Origin of the sequence: Aliivibrio kagoshimensis (genome assembly GCF_050337105.1) — a bacterium.
Lineage (GTDB): Bacteria > Pseudomonadota > Gammaproteobacteria > Enterobacterales > Vibrionaceae > Aliivibrio_A > Aliivibrio_A kagoshimensis.
Window position 1 is genome coordinate 1 of the sequence record NZ_JAKJSQ010000044.1, and the last position, 19,751, is coordinate 19,751.

The following is a 19,751-nucleotide window of genomic DNA, read 5'->3' on the forward strand; positions in this document are numbered from 1 at the left end:
GGCAAAAAAAAAGACAAACTAATCGTTTGAAAATTAATTGAGTTTTAGTGTTTTATGAATAAAAAAAAGGCCAGAGCAGTTGCTCTGGCCAATAAATAATGTTGTATGGAACTATTCTCTATTTATATGCAAATTTTATGCGTTTTATTTCAAAGGTAAAATTTACAGATGGTTACCTAGGCTGAAAGCATCAAGGAATCAGCTTTAGCTTCTAGGTTGCTGTCACCCATTAAATATTCATCGATAGCTCGAGCCGATTCTCGCCCTTCGTTAATGCAACGGACCACTAATGACTGTCCAGTGCGCATATCACCGGCGGCAAAAATACCTTTTTGGTTGGTTGCAAAGCCTTCAGAAGCCACATTGCCGCGTTCATCCAGTTCAATGTCCAATTGAGCCAGCACACCAGAGGGTTCTGGGTGTAAAAAACCCATCGCTAGGAAGGCGAGATCACAAGGGATGATACGTTCACTGCCGGCGATTTCGGTAAAGCTAGGACGTTCACCTGCAGCAGCTTCACCCCACTGGATGTCAGCGATACGCAACGCTTTTACATTCCCTTTCTCATCGCCAATAAACTCTTTGGTTAGAATATTCCAGTGACGAGCCCCCCCTTCTTCATGAGAGCTGGTGGTTTTCATGATCATTGGATATTCCGGCCAAGGCTGGTTTGCCGGGCGCTGTTCCGGTGGGATTGGCATGATCTCAACTTGAGTAATGCTTTTCGCCCCGTGTCGGTTAGAGGTTCCCACACAGTCAGAACCTGTATCACCACCACCAATCACGACAACGTGTTGTTGGTTGGCATGAATCTCTTCGGTTTTCAGATCCATCTCATTGGCACGGCGATTATTCTGCGCCAAAAACTGCATGGCGTAGTGCACGCCGTTCAACTCTCGCCCTGGAATCGGAAGATCACGAGGGACGGTTGAGCCGCCAGTGAGTAAGATAACATCAAAATCTTGGCGTAACTGTTGGGCGTTAATATCCACACCCACGTGAGCGTTGACCTCAAATTTAATACCCGCATCAACCATTAAACCGATTTTGCGATCAATAATGTCCATACCAAGTTTAAAGTCAGGAATACCAAAACGCAGTAGCCCACCCACTTTTTCATCACGCTCAAAAACCGTGACAGAGTGACCGGCACTGTTTAGCTGCTCTGCTGCCGATAACCCAGCAGGCCCTGAGCCGATGATAGCGACTGTTTTTCCCGTGCGCGCATGAGGTTTTTTCGCTTTGGCATACCCTTCACGGTAAGCGGTCTCTACGATGGTTTTTTCAATGTTACAGATAGTAATAGGATCTTGATTGATCCCTAATACACAGCCACTCTCACAAGGCGCTGGACAGACTCTGCCCGTGAACTCTGGGAAATTATTGGTGGAACTTAATATGTTCCAAGCCTCTTCCCAACTGTCACGGAAGACCGCATCGTTAAAGTCGGGAATGATATTGCCAATCGGGCAGGCGTTGTGGCAAAACGGAACACCACAATCCATACAACGAGAAGCTTGTGTATTGATCTTATCTCCAAACTCTTCGTTTAAAACAAACTCTTTATTGTCTTGAATACGAACACTTGGCTCTACTTTGTTTGGCAGTTGACGGCCAAACTCTAAAAATCCAGTAGGCTTACCCATTGATGGCCTCCAACTCTTCCTTGTTTGCCGCATTGGCTTTACGTTTATTAAGCACCGCTTTGTAATCCCTTGGCATCACTTTCACCATCTTCTGAAGGTTCTCTTCAAAGTTTGATAGGAAGGTTTGTGCCACGCTGCTGCCTGTGTAAGAGAGTTGTTTGGTCAACATCTCTTTAAGGAGTGCTTTGTCTTCTTCTTCGATAGGGTCAAGATCAACCAGCTCGGCGTTGAGTTTGGTTTCAAAGTCACCGAATTGATCCCAAACATAAGCGATTCCGCCACTCATGCCTGCTGCGAAATTACGTCCTGTTTGACCTAAGATAACCGCAATACCCCCTGTCATGTATTCACAACCGTGGTCTCCGATACCTTCAACGACAACGCGAGCCCCTGAGTTACGAACACAGAAACGTTCGCCAGCCAGACCACGAATGTAAGACTCTCCAGATGTCGCCCCATAGAAACAGACGTTACCAACCACGATATTATCTTCAGGAACAATGTCCGAGTTGGCATCTGGATAGAGCACTAACGTACCGCCAGAAAGCCCTTTACCCCAGTAGTCATTGGCGTCGCCTTCGACTTCAAATTTCACGCCTTTTGCTAGGAATGCCCCTAAGCTTTGACCGGCACTGCCTTTGAACTTGACGTTCATCGGTTGGGGTAGACCTTGATCTTTGTAGATCTTAGATATTTCGTTAGAGAGCATAGTACCCACACTTCGATCGGTATTGATGATGTCAAATTCAACATCAACCTGCTTGCCCTCATAAAGAGCAGGCGCCACGCTTTCAATCAATTTACGGTCTAAAACACTCTCTAAATTATGATCTTGTTGGCGCTGATTGAAAATACCGTCTTCAGCACGAGCTGGTTCATTGAACAGGACAGGGCTTAAATCAAGATTTTTGTATTTCCAGTGTCCGATGTTGTCGCGAATTTTTAGCTTGTGTGATTGACCGACCATCTCTTCAATGGTTTTGAAGCCAAGTTCAGCCATCACTTCACGTAACCCTTCAGCCATGTACTGGAAGAAAGTCACCACATCTTCTACGCGGCCATCAAAGCGCTCACGCAGGGTTTTGTTCTGAGTTGCGATACCGACAGGACAGGTGTTTTTATGACATTTACGCATCATAATACAGCCTTCAACTACTAGTGCAGCAGTAGCAACTCCCCACTCTTCAGCACCGAGCAGCGTGGCTACGGCTAAATCACGAGGGGTTTTCATCTGACCATCTGACTGGACAACAATACGGTTACGCAGACCGTTTTTCAGTAGGGTCTGGTGCGTTTCTGCAAGGCCTAGTTCCCATGGAAGACCAGTGTGACGAATCGAAGACATCGGAGATGCACCTGTTCCGCCATCAAAACCTGCAATGAGAACCACGTCAGCTTTCGCTTTAGCAACACCTGAAGCAATGGTACCAACGCCAGCTTCAGACACGAGCTTAACGTTCACTCGTCCATTTCGGTTGGCATTTTTTAGATCGTAAATCAACTGAGCCAGATCTTCGATTGAATAGATATCATGATGGGGGGGGGGAGAAATCAGTCCGACACCTGGGGTTGAGTGACGAGTTGCACCAATCCAGTCATCGACTTTATCTCCAGGTAGCTGCCCGCCTTCGCCTGGTTTTGCACCTTGTGCCATTTTGATTTGAATCTCATCGGCATTAGAAAGGTAATATGAGGTAACACCGAAGCGACCCGAGGCAACTTGCTTAATGGCAGAACGCTCCCAATCACCGTTTGATTTCTTCTCAAATCGGGCGGGGTCTTCCCCCCCTTCTCCAGAGTTAGATTTAGCGCCAATTCGATTCATGGCAACGGCTAACGTAGAGTGAGCTTCGTGTGAGATAGAGCCAAAGCTCATTGCACCGGTGGCAAATCGTTTTAAGATGCTCTCAATCGGTTCAACTTCCGCCAGAGGAATGGATCCTGCTGGGTTTTTAATGAACTCCAATTGGCTTCTGAGCGTTGCAGCGTTATCACCTTGAGCATCGACAGCGTGAGCATACTGTTTGAACTGGTCATAACTCTTATTACGCGTTGATTCTTGTAGTAGTGAGATGGTTTCTGGGTTGAACAGGTGCTTTTCACCACGCTGCTTCCATTGATAAACACCACCGACATCCAACAGTTGAACTGGAATTTCACGGGTTGGGTAACCAATACGATGGCGAATCAGCACTTCTTGTGCAATGTCATCAATGGTTAAGCCTTGGATACGTGAAACCGTGCCAGTGAAGTATTTATCAACCACTGATTTACTGATACCAAGCGCTTCAAATATCTGAGCACCGTGATAAGACTGCAATGTTGAGATCCCCATTTTTGAGAAAATCTTAAGCAGTCCAGCATTCACCCCTTTACGGTAGTTATTGAAGAGGTCGTCAGTAGCAACTTCTGGATCAAGTTTGCGTTTACGCTGTAGATCCACCAAGGTTTCAGTAACTAGGTATGGGTTCACTGCGTTAGCGCCATAACCTACAAGCGTTGCAAAATGGTGAGTTTCACGAGCATCGCCCGTTTCAACCACGATGTCACATTTAATTCTTAACCCTTTACGGATCAAGTGGTGATGCACCGCGCCAACGGCCAGCATCGCCGGGATTGCAGCGTGATTCGAGTTCACAGCACGGTCGGTTAGAATAATAATGGAGTAGCCGTCGTTGACCGCATCTTCTGAATATTGGCAGATACGTTTTAGGGCACGTTGTAATTTACCTAATTCACCATTAGCTCTAAATACGATGTCCAATGTTTTCGCTTGTAAGTGCTCTTTATCGATAGCACGAATTTTTTCTAGCTCTGCGTTGGACAGTACTGGCGACTCAAGCTCTACTTTCTGACAGTGCTCAGGCGTTTCTGTCAGCAGGTTTTGATCTTTGCCTAAATAAGTATTTAACGACATCACCATACGCTCACGAATCGGATCGATCGGCGGGTTGGTGACTTGCGCAAAGAGCTGTTTAAAGTAGTTAGAGAGGTGCTGCGATTGATGCGATAAGATCGCTAGTGGCCAATCGGCGCCCATGGCACTGAGAGGTTCATAACCGGTTTTTGCCAGCGGAACAATGATCTCATTGACCTCTTCTGAACTGACACCAAAAGCTTGTTGGTGGTGCAGTAAACGTTCAGGGGTAGGTTGGTGGTGCATGTTGTCTGCTTCTGGCAGCGCTTTTAGGCTAAGAAGATTACTTTGTATCCACGACTCGTAAGGTTGCGAGGTGGCAATACTGTCTTTTACCTCTTCATCAGAGATGATTCGACCCTGTTCTAAATCGGCAACAAAAATACGCCCAGGCTGTAAACGACCACGGAATTGAACGTTTTCGGGTTTAATATCCACTACACCGGACTCAGAGGCCATAATGAGGAAGTCATCTTTAGTCACGGTATAACGAGAAGGGCGAAGACCATTCCTGTCTAGCGTCGCACCAACTTGAACCCCATCGGTGAAACAGACTGACGCTGGGCCATCCCAAGGCTCCATCACATTGGCATGGTATTGATAAAAAGCACGGCGCTTAGGATCCATGTTTTTATTCTCTTGCCACGCCTCAGGGATCAACATCATCAATGCATGCGGTAGGCTTCTACCTGAGAGCACCAAAAGTTCTAACGCCATATCGAAGTTAGAGGAGTCAGAGGATCCCTCTTGGCAGATAGGCAGTAGCATGTTGATCTCTTGCTGACTGAATAATTTGGACTCAAGAATCGCTTCACGAGCCTTCATCCAGTTTAAGTTACCTCGAACGGTATTGATTTCACCGTTATGAGCGATATACCTAAAAGGTTGTGCCAGACGCCAGCGAGGGAATGTATTGGTTGAGAAGCGAGAATGAACCAGTGCTAAAGCGGTAACCATGGTTGGGTTTTGCAGGTCTAAAAAGTACTGAGGAACCTGCTCAGTGGTTAATTGACCTTTGTATACTAAGGTCTTGTAAGAGAGGGAGTTGATATAAAAATCATCACCAATATTGGAGACACTCTCTAAGCAGACACGTATGGTGTAGTTACGCAGCACATACAGCTTACGTTCTAACACAGCAGGATCCATACTTGGGCCACCAGTAACAAATAGGTGTTCAAACTGGGGCTCTGTGGTTAGTGGATCTGCACCTAACATACTGTTATCAACTGGAAGCGTTCGGTAACCGATAATCTCAAGATCAAGCCGGTTAGCATTGCGCTCAATAATGTCACGACACTGCTGACGTTTGTGCTCATCTTTAGGAAAAAGAACCACACCGACGCCATATTGGTCAAACTTCGGCAAGGTAATGCCTAATTTCAATGCTTCTTCTAATAGAAACTCATGGGGTTTCTGCAACAGAATACCTGCGCCATCACCACTCGAGGGGTCACAGCCTTGACCGCCACGGTGCTCCATACGGGCAAGCATATCTAGAGCTTGAGTAACGATATCGTGAGATTTTCGATTTTTAAGGTGTGCGACAAAACCGATACCACAGGCATCGTGCTCTAACTCAGGTACATACATACCTTGTGGTTTTTGCTCTTGATCTATCATAGATACATCCTTCCAGTTAAATCAGGCGCAACTTGTCTGGTGCAAATTTTCGCCATGTCCATATATTTATTGAGAACCTACGGAGTGCATAACTCAAGGTAAAGTAGGTCTGAATCCATTCTGTGCTTCGCGGAAAAAACTTTTGTTTTGGTGCAAAGCAACGTAATCCATTGTGGTTTTCTTTCGAGGAAATCAAAAATATTGAATTCCGAATAAGGAGGGGTGAAAACCACTATTCTGACTCAGTGATATGTTGTCACTGGTGAAACATAAATCAGAATTTATTGTAACTATGCTACATTTTTGTCAGCTTAAATGCCATTTTTAATTTTTTAAGAAGATATGCTATTTAGTTCATTTGAGGAGTTTAAACCGTTAAATTTATCATTTGTGAGGCTTTTGTTGCTCTTTTGTGTGTTTTTATTGATTTAGTTAAAGGCAAATGCAATCAACCTCATATATTGTAATGTGTTTTTTAGTTACGAAATGGAATTATATTTTCATTTTATATTGTTACGGTACATTCAATGCAACTTCATAAACTTATCAATATGTTCGGCATGGATCTTCAAAGAAGACATGGTGAAAAAGTCCATAAATTGACCTTGCATGGCGGGTTTACTTGCCCGAATCGAGATGGAACGATTGGCCGAGGTGGATGTACATTTTGTAACGTATCTTCGTTTTCTGATGAACAAACTCAATATAAACCGATAACGGTTCAGTTAGCCGATCGAGCAAAAAAAACGGATAGGGCACAAAAATATCTTGCCTATTTTCAAGCCTACACCAGCACTTATGCAGAAGTTCAACGATTAAAAATCATGTATGAAGAGGCTCTACTTGCCAGTGACATCGTGGGTTTATGTGTAGGTACTCGTCCAGACTGTGTACCTAATGAAGTGCTGTTTCTATTAGCAGGATACGTTGCACAAGGGTATGAGGTATGGCTTGAACTTGGGTTGCAAACCTCTAATGATAAAACGTTGCAGCGTATCAACCGAGGGCACGATTTCGCATGTTATGAAGGTATTGCTAAGCAGGCCAGAGCCTTAGGAATAAAAGTGTGTACTCATTTGATTGTCGGGCTCCCTGGCGAGCAACGCGTCGATAATATACAGACACTTCAACAGGTGATTGATGCAGGGACAGACGGCATTAAATTGCACCCACTGCATATTGTAGAGGGAAGCACGATGGCCAAAGCGTGGCGAGCGGGACGATTAGAAGCGATAGAGATGAGTGAGTATGTTTCGATTGCCAGCGAGTTAATTCGAATGACCCCCCCTGATGTGATTTACCATCGTATCTCTGCTACTGCTCAGCAGCCTATCTTATTGTCACCACTCTGGTGTGAGCAGCGGTGGTTAGCGATGACTGGGATCTGGAACGATATTGAACAAAATGGCGCCCAAGGTAGTCTACTCAATCGACCGTTTATTTATACGCCGCCGGATAAAAGCTAAAACTGGTTAACAATTGACAATAAAAATCCGCTTTTGTGAATAACCCTGCTTTATATAAAGGTAATTACAATTGTTGCTATGAGTCCGATGTAAGTCGCTATATCATCGTTTGACTTAATAAAGATGGATGGTTACATGAAGTATTTGAAGAATCTTGCCCAATTTTACGTCGATCTAATGGTAAAGCTGGGGATCATTAAATTTAGTATTTTGCTGGCTAGTGCGCTAGTGGCATTAGCGGTGATCATTCAAGTGGGCGTTACGCTGGCTTTGAGTGGTGAGATACTGAAAATTGATATTCTTCGATCTGTCTTTTTTGGTTTACTGATCACTCCATGGGCCGTCTTTTTTCTCTCGGTCGTGGTTGATCATCTGGAAGATTCTCGTCAACGTTTAACCCGCTTAGTCTCTAAATTAGAACAGATGCGCTCACGTGACTTAGAGCTAAATGATCAACTTAAGGGCAACATTCAGCAGCTTAATCAAGAAATAGAAGAGAGAGAGAAAGCCGAGCTGGGTAGGCAGGAGGCGATTCAAGATCTTGAGAATGAAATGTATGAGCGCGAAAAGGCTCAAATGGCACTTTCTGAGCGCAGTGCACTTCTTCGTTCATTTCTCGATTCATCGCCTGACATCATCTATTACCGAAATGAAAAGGGTGAGTTCTCTGGCTGTAACCGAGCCATTGAAGAGCTGATCGGTAAGACAGAGAAAGAGTTAATTGGACTGACTCCTTGGGATGTCTATAGCAAAGAGATCGCTTCGGTGGTAGTGAAAACCGATGAACAGGTGTTTAAAGAAAATAAGTCATTAACGTATGAGCAGTGGTTGGTGTATCCGGATGGAAGAAAAGCGTGCTTTGAGTTAAGTAAACTGCCATTTTACAGTCGTGATAATCGTCATCTTGGTTTGGTAGGCTTTGGGCGAGACATTACTGAACGTAAACAGTATGAAGATGATCTTGAAAAAGCCAGTCGCGAAAAAACCACCTTTATTTCGACGATTAGTCATGAGCTACGTACGCCACTGAATGGTATCGTTGGTTTAAGTCGTATGCTGCTTGATACACAGCTTGATGACGAACAAAGAAATTACATGCGCACCATTAATGTCAGCGCGATTACTTTAGGCAATATTTTTAATGACATTATCGATATGGACAAATTTGATCGTCGAAAACTAGAGCTTATGATCGAGCCGCTCAACTTTATTGATTTTGTCACTGAAATTGAGAACATCTCTGGATTAATGGCTGAGCAGAAGGGATTACGGTTTAACCTTGAAAGAGTGACAGATCTACCAAATCAAATTGAGGTGGATGGGACAAGACTTAGACAGGTATTGTGGAATCTCATCGGTAACGCCACCAAGTTTACCAAAGAGGGGAGTGTCATCCTTTCAGTAAGTTGTGAAGTGGTGGATAAGATCGCCCACATTACCTTCGAAGTAGAAGATACAGGTATTGGTATTCCTGAGTCAGAGATAGATAAGATCTTTGCGATGTATTATCAAGTGAAACAGAGCAATGATAATCTGCATGCTGTGGGAACAGGTATTGGACTCGCTGTGTCTGGGCAGTTAATAAAAATGATGGGCGGAGAGTTGACCGCGAGTAGTGAAGAGGGATTTGGCAGTACATTTACCGCCAGTATTGCCGTTCCAATCAGTGATTCAGTGATCGATGAAACCATTGTCCCTGCGAAAAAAGAGTCAAGCTTACGCATCTTTATGGTGGAAGATATTGAGTTGAATATTACTGTGGCACGCTCGTTACTTGAGAGTCTAGGCCACAGTGTCGATGTTGCGATGCGTGGTGATGAAGCGATTGTTGCCTTCTCCCCTGATAAGTATGACCTCGTATTATTGGATATTCAGTTGCCAGATATGACTGGCTTTGATATTGCTCAGCACTTTAGAGCGACGTATGACCATTTACCTCCATTAGTGGCGCTAACCGCGAACGTATTGAAGGACAAAACTGAATACTTTACCAAAGGTATGGATGAGGCGATCAGCAAGCCGCTAAGTGTTCAATCACTATCAAACGTGATTGAGAAGTTAATGATCAACAGCGATCATCGTAAGACGAAAAAGCGGGATCAGAGATCTGAAACGTTACCTGCTAAATCAATAAGAAAAAATGAACCCCTGTTTACAAAATTACTGGATTTAGAGATGCTTGAATCCTATATTGAGATTGTTGGAACGGGGCCAATTATTGACAGTATCACGATGTTTGAGGAGCTTATGCCTGGGTATTTAGAGATTTTAGACTCTAACATGACAGCCAAAGATCAAGATGGCATTGTTTGTGAAACCCATAAAATTAAAGGTGCAGCAGGTTCTATTGGGTTGAAACACATCCAATCTGTGGCGCAAAAAGCACAATCACCAGAGCATCCTGCTTGGTGGGAGAATATTAATGACTGGGTTGAAGAGATTAAAAATGAATATCAAGATGATATTAAAACGTTAAAACAGTGGTTAGAGTTGAGAGGTAAATAATGAAAAAAATTGGTGCTATTTTATTTGCAATTGCTCTGTCTGGATGCGGAACGGCTATTGATATGGATGGTTCTGTTGCTGTTAATACCCTTGTGGATTGGCAAAGTAATAGTAGAGCGTTTATTGCTGGAGAGACAGTAACCTTAACCAGTATTGTATGGATTAACAAAATGCCGAGCCCTGATGATGACTCCGTAAAAGCCCACGCAACATTGAGACTAACATCGCCGAGTTTTATTGCTCCTGAAACCAATATACTGCAGGTTGTTATTCGACAAGGAAACAAACAGTGGGACCTAACTGAAGAGGAGTATGAACTCAGAGCCGATGACAGCGATTCTTGGGAGATAGCCGCTGCTTGGAACGGAGAGCTTAACCATGAACTCCCGGTTGATTTAGCCGTAGAAGTGAGCTCTATTGACACTGAGTCAAAGTGGTTGGTGCAAGAGAGTGTTAATGTTGACGAAGTATTTTAGATAATAAAAAGCCCAGTGTATTAAATAGACTGGGCTTTTTTATTGAATGTTGGACTGTAATTAGTCTGTTAGTTCACCACAAAAGCGGTAACCTTCACCGTGAATCGTAGCAATGATTTCTGGTGTATCAGCATCATCTTCGAAGTGCTTACGGATACGACGAATAGTCACATCAACCGTACGGTCGTGAGGTTTCAGTTCACGTCCAGTCATTTTCTTCAATAGATCAGCACGGGTCTGAATCTTGCCTGGATTTTCACAGAAGTGAAGCAGAGCACGAAACTCAGAACGAGGTAGCTTGTAAGACTCACCAGCAGGGCTAACCAGTGAACGACTGTTAATCTCTAAAGACCAGTTGTTAAATTGGTAGCGCTCTACAGTGCGCTTATCTTCTTGTGGCTCACTCTGGTGCATTGCACGAGTAAGAAGATTACGAGCTCTAATCGTTAATTCACGAGGATTAAACGGTTTAGTCATGTAATCATCTGCGCCAATTTCTAGGCCAAGAATTTTATCTACTTCATTGTCACGACCTGTTAAAAACATCAGTGCCATATCACCTTGTTCACGAAGTTCGCGAGCAAGTAATAGTCCATTTTTTCCAGGGAGGTTGATATCCATGATTACTAAATGCAGTTGCTGTTCAGATAAAATCGTGTGCATTTCATCGCCATCGCTGGCTTCAAACACATGATACCCTTCAGCTTCAAAAATACTTTTTAACGTGTTACGTGTTACGTGTTCATCTTCAACAATCAGGATTTGTGGCGTTTGCATTGGCTTTACCTAATAAAAAACAAATTGATAATGTAATAGTACTAATTCTATAGTAAATATTTAACAACACTCTAGGTGTTAATTACGGTGACTGACAACCTTTCTCACATAAAATACGCGTTAAGCGGTACTTATCTCCCTGAGAATGTCAGTGTACTATCTTCATCATACTCTCTAATACTTAAGGAGTATGGTATAAATTTCTCTAAGGGAAAGGAGTGTAATCTCTTAACAGCTCTCTAACAATAACGTCTATTTAATATCAATCACTTTATTGATATACATCAAGTGGCAATTCTAAATCATTTAATGTTCTTAATCAGGAAATAATACCCACAAAATTTGTAACGAAATTAACGTTAAAAGCTAAATCCAATACCGAGTTGAAATATTTGCTCAATGTCTTCAACATCTATCGTGGCGTGTAGATCTACTTTCTTTGTTATTTTCAAACGACTCGATACTTCGATGTCAGTCTGCACGCTATTTGTTTCACTGGTGTTACGAGTCAAAAGCGTACTTTGAAAGCTTAGTTTTTCATTTAAATGATAAGTCAAACCACTAAGAAAGCCTTGTTCAAGATCATCATTACCTTCGGCAGCGAGGAGGCGCGTACCAATATAAAGTTCAAATGAGTCAATCACTGAATACCGATAGCCACTATCGACTTTCCATAGGTCAAATTGCTCTTTGGTTGAGGTTTGAGTTGATAAAAACCAATTGAATGAAGATGGCTGTTGATTGAGAACAGGGAGATCATTGGCGTTTGACAAACAGGGGAAAGAAGCGCTAAAAAAAACGAATATGATTAAAAATCGTCTCATTCTTCTGCTCCTTTACAAATAGGTAGTCTTTCAATATACACCCAATGTTGGTTATTTGTTAAGTATAATCACGCTAAATGAGAAATGTGCCAAACTATTCCTTTCTGGTATGGGTTGCATGTCGGATATTGAGAGTCTTGAACAGGTGAGTAGCAAACTGTGCTGTTCTTCAGTTAATCTGTTCTGTGTAAAAAAACCGACCAAGTTCTGTTTTTAACTAGTTTGCTTTTATAGGTTACCGAGAACAGTGAGGCGATGTTGCAGAAAACCCAAAATTGAAAAATAAACAACTTTTAAACTATTGTAAAATTAAACTCATACATTTCATCACCTTAATGAATCTGTCTTTGTTTTTGGTTATTTTTCAAAGTAACTTTTTGTTGACTTTAACTCACATTATCGGTTAAACGTTAAGTATCGAAGATAAAAGATTAAAGAATTTAGATGTTAACTATCAGCTCTATCGAGATTATGACCATTATTATTACCGGCACGGAATGTGCTGGGGTGGGCTGATACGTAAGTATTTTTAGAAAGCCTGTACCCCATAAGGTACGGGCTTTTTTTTTGTAATAAATCAAATTTTAATTATTGGGAGAAAGGGATGCGAGTATTAAAGTTTGGTGGGTCTTCGCTCGCCGATGCAGAACGATTTTTACGTGCTGCAGATATCATTGCGAATAATGCGAGACAAGAAGAAGTTGCCGTTGTCTTATCAGCACCAGGGAAAGTCACCAATCGCTTAGTTTCTGTGATTGAAGCCGTATTGGAAAATGGTGAAGCGGAGCTGCAACTCACGGAGTTAGAGTCGGTATTTAACACACTCTTTTCAGGCATCGTTGCTGGATTACCAAACGTTGAAACTCAAGCGTTTGAAGATAAGCTGAAGAGCTCATTGGCTCAACTACGCCATTTTGTTCATGGTATTAGCTTATTAGGCATGTGTCCGGATAATGTCTATGCACAAGTGATTAGCAAAGGTGAGCGAATCTCCATTGTGACGATGCAAGCGGTATTGCAGGCTAAAGGACAAGCTGCAAGTTTAATTGACCCGATTAAATATCTAAATGCTTCAGATCACTCATTAGAGGCGATGGTCGATGTGGACCGATCGACCCTTAATTTTAAAAAGTCACCGCTTCCAGTTGGTCATGTCAACATCATGCCTGGTTTTACGGCAGGCAATGAGAGAGGCGAACTGGTTACATTAGGTCGTAATGGTTCTGACTATTCAGCAGCAGTACTGGCAGCCTGTCTACGTGCTGATTGTTGTGAAATTTGGACCGATGTAGATGGTGTCTATAACTGTGATCCGCGTTTAGTTGAAGATGCACGTCTTCTTAAGTCACTCAGCTATCAAGAAGCGATGGAACTCTCCTATTTTGGCGCTTCCGTTTTGCATCCAAAAACGATTGCTCCTATTGCCCAGTTCCATATCCCTTGTTTGATTAAAAACAGTTTTAACCCGCAAGGTGCAGGTACCTTAATTGGTCTGGATACAGGGGAAGATAACTTAGCAATTAAAGGCATTACCACACTCGATGACCTAACTATGGTTAATGTATCAGGCCCTGGCATGAAAGGGATGATAGGCATGGCGGCACGAGTCTTTGGTTCAATGTCGAGTGCGGGTGTGTCGGTAGTGCTTATCACCCAGTCCTCTTCGGAATATAGCATCAGTTTTTGTATTGAATCTGCCGATAAACTAAAAGCGAAACAGGCACTTCGCGATGCATTTGAATTAGAGTTGAAAGATGGCTTGCTTGAGCCTGTTGAATTCATCGATAACCTAGCCATCGTCACCTTAGTAGGGGATGGAATGAGAACCTCTCGTGGCGTTGCTTCGCAATTCTTTACCTCTTTGACTGAAGTTAACGTTAACATCATTGCGATTGCGCAGGGCTCTTCTGAGCGTGCCATTTCTGCTGTGATTCCGGAAGATAAAAAATCGGAAGCAATTAAAGCTTGTCATGAGAATCTGTTTAACAGTAAGCATTTCCTTGATGTATTTGTTGTCGGTGTCGGTGGTGTTGGTGGAGAACTGATTGATCAGATTCAACGTCAGCAACCTAAACTGGCTGAAAAAGGCATCGTGATCCGTGTTTGTGGCTTAGCGAACAGTAAGGGGCTACTGCTTGATAGCAACGGTTTACCCCTTGATAATTGGCGTGATCGTATGGGCGGAATAAATGAAGAGTTCTCTTTAGCTCGAATGATCTCACTGGTTCAGCGTAACCACATTATTAATCCGGTGGTGATCGATTGTACTTCTGATCAAGGCGTTGCAGAGCAATATGCAGACTTTTTATCAGCGGGTTTCCATGTCATAACACCGAACAAAAAAGCCAACACAGATAGCATGGCGTATTATCACCAATTACGCGAAGCCGCGCGTTCGACTCGTCGTAAGTTTATGTATGAAACCACAGTAGGCGCGGGTCTTCCTGTTATTGAGAACTTACAAAACTTAATTGCTGCAGGTGACGAACTAGAGAAATTCAATGGCATTCTGTCAGGATCACTCTCTTACATATTTGGTAAGTTAGATGAAGGCATGACATTGAGCCAAGCGACATTGATCGCCAAAGAGAATGGATTTACAGAACCGGATCCTCGTGATGATCTCTCAGGTATGGACGTTGCACGTAAGCTTTTGATCTTAGCGCGTGAAACGGGGCTGGAAATTGAACTTGATGATGTTGAAGTTGAACAAGCTCTGCCACCAGGCTTTGATGATTCAGGTACCGTTGATGAGTTTATCGCTAGATTGCCTGAAGCGGATGAGTATTTTAGTAATCTTTGCCGAGAGGCCGCAAATGAAGGTAAAGTACTTCGTTATGTTGGTGAAATCGTGAATGGTCAGTGTAGGGTGAGAATCATTGCCGCGGATGCTGATGATCCGATGTTCAAAATTAAAGATGGCGAAAACGCACTGGCCTTTTATAGCCGGTATTATCAACCAATCCCATTGGTTCTTCGAGGCTATGGCGCAGGAACAGAAGTGACGGCTGCGGGTGTATTCTCTGACTTAATGCGAACCCTTGGCTGGAAATTAGGAGTTTAACATGGGTGTTGTTGTTTATGCTCCAGCGTCAATTGGTAACGTCAGTGTCGGTTTTGACGTATTAGGCGCTGCAGTCTCTCCCATTGATGGTACGTTGCTGGGTGATCGCGTGTTGGTTGAAGAGGGCAGTGACGCTTTTAGCCTGAAAACAGCAGGCAGCTTTGTGAGCAAGTTACCTGAAAATGTTAAAGAGAATATTGTGTATGACTGCTGGGTAGTGTTTTCACGTGAATTGACCAGTAAATCGATTGCGGTCAAACCTCTGGAGATGACACTTGAGAAGAACATGCCCATTGGTTCTGGTTTAGGCTCAAGTGCTTGCTCTATTGTCGCGGCCTTAGATGCGTTAAACCGATTCCACGATAAACCGCTTAATGAGACCGAACTTCTTGCCCTAATGGGAGAGATGGAAGGTAAGATATCTGGTGGTGTGCATTATGATAATGTAGCACCTTGTTATCTTGGCGGTTTGCAACTTATGGTTGAAGAGTTGGGTATTATCAGTCAAGAGGTTCCTTGTTTTGATGAGTGGTACTGGGTAATGGCTTATCCGGGGATTACGGTTTCAACGGCAGCAGCGCGTGATATATTACCTTCGCAATATCGTAAACAAGATGTTATTGCGCATGGACGACATTTAGCTGGATTTATTCATGGCTGTTACTCTAAACAACCAGAACTGGCAGCAAAAATGATCAAAGACGTAGTGGCCGAACCGTATCGTGAGCAACTATTACCAAATTTTGCCAATGCGAGATCCTTTACTACTTCGGCTGGTGCTCTTGCTACCGGTATATCGGGCTCTGGACCAACACTGTTTAGTATCTGTAAAGATAAAGCGGTGGCAGAGAGAGTTTCTCGTTGGTTACAAGAAAACTATATTCAGAACAGTGAAGGATTTGTCCATATTTGTCGCTTAGACAAACAGGGATCTAAAGTTACAGGAAGTGAACTATGAAACTATATAACATTAAAGAAAACGATGAGAAAGTAACGTTTAGCCAAGCGGTTCGCCAAGGTTTAGGCCGTAATCAAGGCCTGTTTTTCCCATCAGAGTTGCCGATATTTAATGATATCGATGCTCTGCTCGATGAAGATTTCGTCACACGCAGTAGTAAAATATTATCGGCGATGATTGGAGATGAACTTCCGCCGGAAACCGTTGAGAAGATGGTGTCATCTGCTTTTCAGTTCCCAGCACCAATCAATAAAGTTAAAGATGGCGTGTTTGCCTTAGAGTTGTTCCACGGTCCAACGTTAGCGTTCAAAGATTTTGGTGGCCGTTTTATGGCGCAATCTTTAGCTGCGGTAGCCGATGATGGTAAAATCACTATATTAACAGCTACTTCCGGTGATACTGGAGCCGCTGTTGCCCATGCATTCTTCGGCATGGAAAATATCAATGTAGTGATTCTTTATCCAAAAGGTAAAATTAGCCCATTGCAAGAAAAGCTCTTTTGTACGTTAGGTGGCAATATCCATACCGTGGCCGTTAATGGTGACTTTGATGATTGTCAGGCACTGGTTAAACAGTCATTTGATGATGCAGAGCTTCGTAAAGAGATCGGTTTAAACTCCGCAAACTCTATCAACATTAGCCGTTTAATGGCGCAAATTTGTTACTACTTTGAAGCGGCGTCTCAATTATCAAAAGCGCAGCGCGAAAACTTAGTTATCTCAGTACCAAGTGGTAATTTTGGTAACTTAACCGCGGGGTTATTAGCAAAAACGTTAGGGCTTCCAATTAAACGCTTTATTGCAGCGACCAATGCGAATGATACTGTACCTCGTTATCTTGAAACAGGGCAGTGGCAACCAAAAGCTACCGTTGCAACTATCTCAAACGCTATGGATGTGAGTCAGCCAAATAACTGGCCTCGCATCGAAGAGTTATGCCAGCTTAAAGGCTGGGGCCTTGATACGTTAGGCAAAGGCTCAGTGACCGATGAGCAGAGTGCTGAAACGCTTAAAGAGATGTTTGAACAAGAGAACTATCTGTGTGAACCACATGGTGCGATTGCATATCGTGTGCTTAACGAACAGCTTGAAGAGGGAGAGACCGGTCTATTCTTATGCACCGCTCATCCTGCTAAGTTTAAAGAGGTAGTGGAAGAGATTTTAGGTAATGATATCGATCTGCCGGCTCCTTTAGCAAAACACGATGCGATGGAACTGTTGTCTGAAGAGATGGAGTGTGATTTTGAGGCTCTTAAAGTCATTTTAAGAACGGCACACGCTTAACAATAAGTGAGTCTCCTTCATAAAAAAACGGCGCTGAACTTCAGCGCCGTTTTTGTATCTGTTTTTACTGATTCAATTATAGAGAATCAGTAAATGTACGTGCAATCACGTCTTTTTGCTGTTCAGTTGTTAGCGAGTTAAAGCGTACCGCATAACCAGAAACACGAATCGTTAACTGGGGGTACTTCTCAGGGTGTGCCACAGCGTCTTCAAGTGTTTCACGCTTAAGTACATTAACGTTTAAATGCTGACCACCTTCCACTTTTGGTGCCTTTTCAATGGCAACGTCACGTGATTCATAATCACCAAGATCGCTTGAAGCAACGACTTGGTCTACATCAAAACCGCTGTTTGCAGCAACACAGCGAGCTTCATTTTTCTCACTGTCTAAAAGCCAGATTGAGTTAATAAGATCATCATTTGCCGCTTTAGTGATCTGAATACCTGTAATCATTACCATCTCCTACAACATAATTATGTGGTTAGTTTTCTCATTTTTCCTGTGTTTATTATATACATCTAACGATCGCTTTGTATATTGATTTAGATCAAATAACGATAAAAAACCATAACTTTATAGTGGTTAATTCGTTGCGCTAAATCAATTAATAATTATTTAATAGTAAGTTGCGATCTAAGCCCGATTTTTTTATGGTTTTAATTATCTTTAAATGTAGTAATTTTACTACATTTTGGTTGTGACGATACTATTTTTGAGCAACGAACTCTTTCGGAATGGTTACGCTTCGATATACACCTTATCAAGGCTGTCGTGATGGACATAAATGACCCACCCCACTGTGAATATCTATTTTGTTATATTTAACGCCTTGTAATTAAAGAGATTTAATTGTTGGCACAGTGCGTGCTATCTACTGTTATAGGGACATGGTGTCTCTATTTGCTGCAAGGAGAAACGCAATGAAGGAAATATGGAAGGGTTCTATAGCGCTTATATTAGGGCTCAGCTCAATCACCGTTTGGGCTCAAGAATCGGCAAACTTAGGACCGCGCCCATCCTATTTAGTTAACAATATGGATGAAGGGCCATTAAAGAGTAAATTGCTGGAGTGCAGTAATGGCCCATTTACACGAAGTAACTTCTCTATCGGACACCGTGGCGCAGCCATGCAATTTCCGGAGCATACCAAGGAGTCATATCTTGCAGCAATTAAGATGGGTGCTGGTGTGGTTGAGTGCGACGTAACCTTTACCAAAGATAAACAGTTGGTATGTCGTCACTCTCAAAGTGATTTACACACCACAACCGATGTACTATTACGTCCTGAATTAGCTAAAAAGTGTACCACACCATTTACTCCCGCCAATCCTACAACGGGAGAAGAGGCAAAAGCGGAATGTAGAACGTCGGACTTTACATTGGCTGAATTTAAAACCTTAAAAGGGAAGATGGACGGTGCCAACTCGAAAGCAACCACGGTTGAAGAGTATACAAAAGGGACACCGGGCTGGAGAACTGATCTTTATACTCAAAATGGAACTTTGATGACACATGCTGAAAGTGCTGCATTGTTCAAAGCGCACGGTATTAAAGTCACTCCAGAACTAAAATCTGCGGCTGTTGCGATGCCATTTAACGGCTTTACCCAAGAGATGTACGCGCAAAAGCTGGTTGATGAACTTAAAGAAGCTGGAATCTCCGCTTCAGATAGTTACCTTCAGTCGTTTGACCTTAATGATGTAAAATACTGGATCAAAGAGAACCCTAAGTTTGGTCAACAAGCAGTGTATCTTGATGATCGTGTTTATGAGCAAAAGGGGTTTGTTGCAACAAAGCAGAACATGAAAGCACTTTCCGATGCTGGGGTTAAAATTATTGCACCACCACTTTTCGCCTTAGTTGAGTTAAATGCTGACAATGAGCTTATGGCATCTAATTACGCTAAGCTGGCGAAGGATGCAGATTTAGACATTATCGCTTGGACCCTTGAGCGCTCAGGTCCACTTGCACAAGGTGGAGGTTGGTACTATCAAAGCGTTAAAGATGGCATCAATAATGATGGTGACATGATGGCAATGCTTGATGTACTCGCTCAAGATGTAGGCGTATTAGGTGTTTTTAGTGATTGGCCTGCAACCGTTACTTACTATGCTAACTGCATGGGATTAAAATAGTCGATTGAGCTTTAGTATAAACGACAAAAGTAAAAGGGCCTTAAGGCTCTTTTTTTGATTTCTATCATCAAAAGGA

12 protein-coding genes are annotated in these 19,751 nt (G+C 42.8%); 7 read left to right on the top strand and 5 right to left on the bottom strand.

What is annotated here, in order from left to right; translation table 11 throughout:
• Window positions 1-176 precede the first annotated feature (176 nt).
• Both L4C32_RS13990 and gltB read right to left on the bottom strand, forming a co-directional pair.
• Window positions 177-1,646 (bottom strand): glutamate synthase subunit beta, encoded by a 1,470-nt coding sequence (locus L4C32_RS13990; RefSeq protein WP_428197502.1) that lies wholly within the window; start codon window positions 1,644-1,646, stop codon window positions 177-179.
• On the bottom strand, window positions 1,639-6,186 hold the full coding sequence (gene gltB / locus L4C32_RS13995; RefSeq protein WP_428197503.1) for a glutamate synthase large subunit: 4,548 nt from the start codon (window positions 6,184-6,186) through the stop codon (window positions 1,639-1,641). The genes L4C32_RS13990 and gltB overlap by 8 nt, the downstream gene beginning before the upstream one ends.
• Before the next feature lie 527 nt (window positions 6,187-6,713).
• Between gltB and mnmL the strand changes: the two genes are divergently transcribed.
• The 3 genes from mnmL (at window position 6,714) to L4C32_RS14010 (ending at window position 10,633) form a co-directional block, all read left to right on the top strand.
• Window positions 6,714-7,652: a tRNA modification radical SAM protein MnmL/YtqA gene (gene mnmL / locus L4C32_RS14000; RefSeq protein ID WP_428197504.1), complete on the top strand. Its 939-nt coding sequence runs from the start codon at window positions 6,714-6,716 to the stop codon at window positions 7,650-7,652.
• A gap of 135 nt (window positions 7,653-7,787) precedes the next feature.
• The gene (arcB, locus tag L4C32_RS14005) at window positions 7,788-10,157 is read left to right on the top strand and encodes an aerobic respiration two-component sensor histidine kinase ArcB (protein ID WP_428197505.1); all 2,370 of its coding nucleotides are present in this window, start codon (window positions 7,788-7,790) and stop codon (window positions 10,155-10,157) included.
• Window positions 10,157-10,633 carry a hypothetical protein gene (locus L4C32_RS14010; protein ID WP_428197506.1) on the top strand — a complete coding sequence of 159 codons (477 nt, stop codon included), beginning with the start codon at window positions 10,157-10,159 and terminating at the stop codon, window positions 10,631-10,633. Before arcB ends, L4C32_RS14010 begins: the two co-directional genes overlap by 1 nt.
• A 60-nt stretch (window positions 10,634-10,693) precedes the next feature.
• On the opposite strand, the gene arcA is transcribed toward L4C32_RS14010, so the two are convergent.
• Both arcA and L4C32_RS14020 read right to left on the bottom strand, forming a co-directional pair.
• Window positions 10,694-11,410 (bottom strand): two-component system response regulator ArcA, encoded by a 717-nt coding sequence (gene arcA, locus L4C32_RS14015; protein WP_428197507.1) that lies wholly within the window; start codon window positions 11,408-11,410, stop codon window positions 10,694-10,696.
• Window positions 11,411-11,769: 359 nt separating this feature from the next.
• Window positions 11,770-12,234, bottom strand: a complete 465-nt coding sequence (locus L4C32_RS14020) for a ribonuclease regulator (protein ID WP_428197508.1) — start codon at window positions 12,232-12,234, stop codon at window positions 11,770-11,772.
• A gap of 604 nt (window positions 12,235-12,838) precedes the next feature.
• Between L4C32_RS14020 and thrA the strand changes: the two genes are divergently transcribed.
• From thrA to thrC, 3 genes are read left to right on the top strand one after another with little or no spacing between them, the layout of a single operon-like run.
• On the top strand, window positions 12,839-15,298 hold the full coding sequence (thrA, locus tag L4C32_RS14025; protein ID WP_428197509.1) for a bifunctional aspartate kinase/homoserine dehydrogenase I: 2,460 nt from the start codon (window positions 12,839-12,841) through the stop codon (window positions 15,296-15,298).
• Window position 15,299: 1 nt separating this feature from the next.
• Window positions 15,300-16,256 (top strand): homoserine kinase, encoded by a 957-nt coding sequence (gene thrB, locus L4C32_RS14030; protein WP_428197510.1) that lies wholly within the window; start codon window positions 15,300-15,302, stop codon window positions 16,254-16,256.
• Window positions 16,253-17,539: a threonine synthase gene (thrC, locus tag L4C32_RS14035; RefSeq protein WP_428197511.1), complete on the top strand. Its 1,287-nt coding sequence runs from the start codon at window positions 16,253-16,255 to the stop codon at window positions 17,537-17,539. The genes thrB and thrC overlap by 4 nt, the downstream gene beginning before the upstream one ends.
• 76 nt (window positions 17,540-17,615) lie before the next feature.
• Here the strand turns inward: thrC and grcA are convergent, their stop codons facing one another.
• Complete coding sequence (gene grcA, locus L4C32_RS14040) at window positions 17,616-17,993, bottom strand: autonomous glycyl radical cofactor GrcA (protein WP_428197512.1); 378 nt, start codon at window positions 17,991-17,993, stop codon at window positions 17,616-17,618.
• Between the two features lie 467 nt (window positions 17,994-18,460).
• Here grcA and L4C32_RS14045 point away from each other — a divergent pair, with 467 nt between their 5' ends.
• A complete protein-coding gene (locus tag L4C32_RS14045; RefSeq protein ID WP_428197513.1) occupies window positions 18,461-19,675 on the top strand; it encodes a glycerophosphodiester phosphodiesterase family protein in 1,215 nt (404 codons plus the stop codon).
• The last annotated feature ends 76 nt before the right edge of the window (window positions 19,676-19,751 follow it).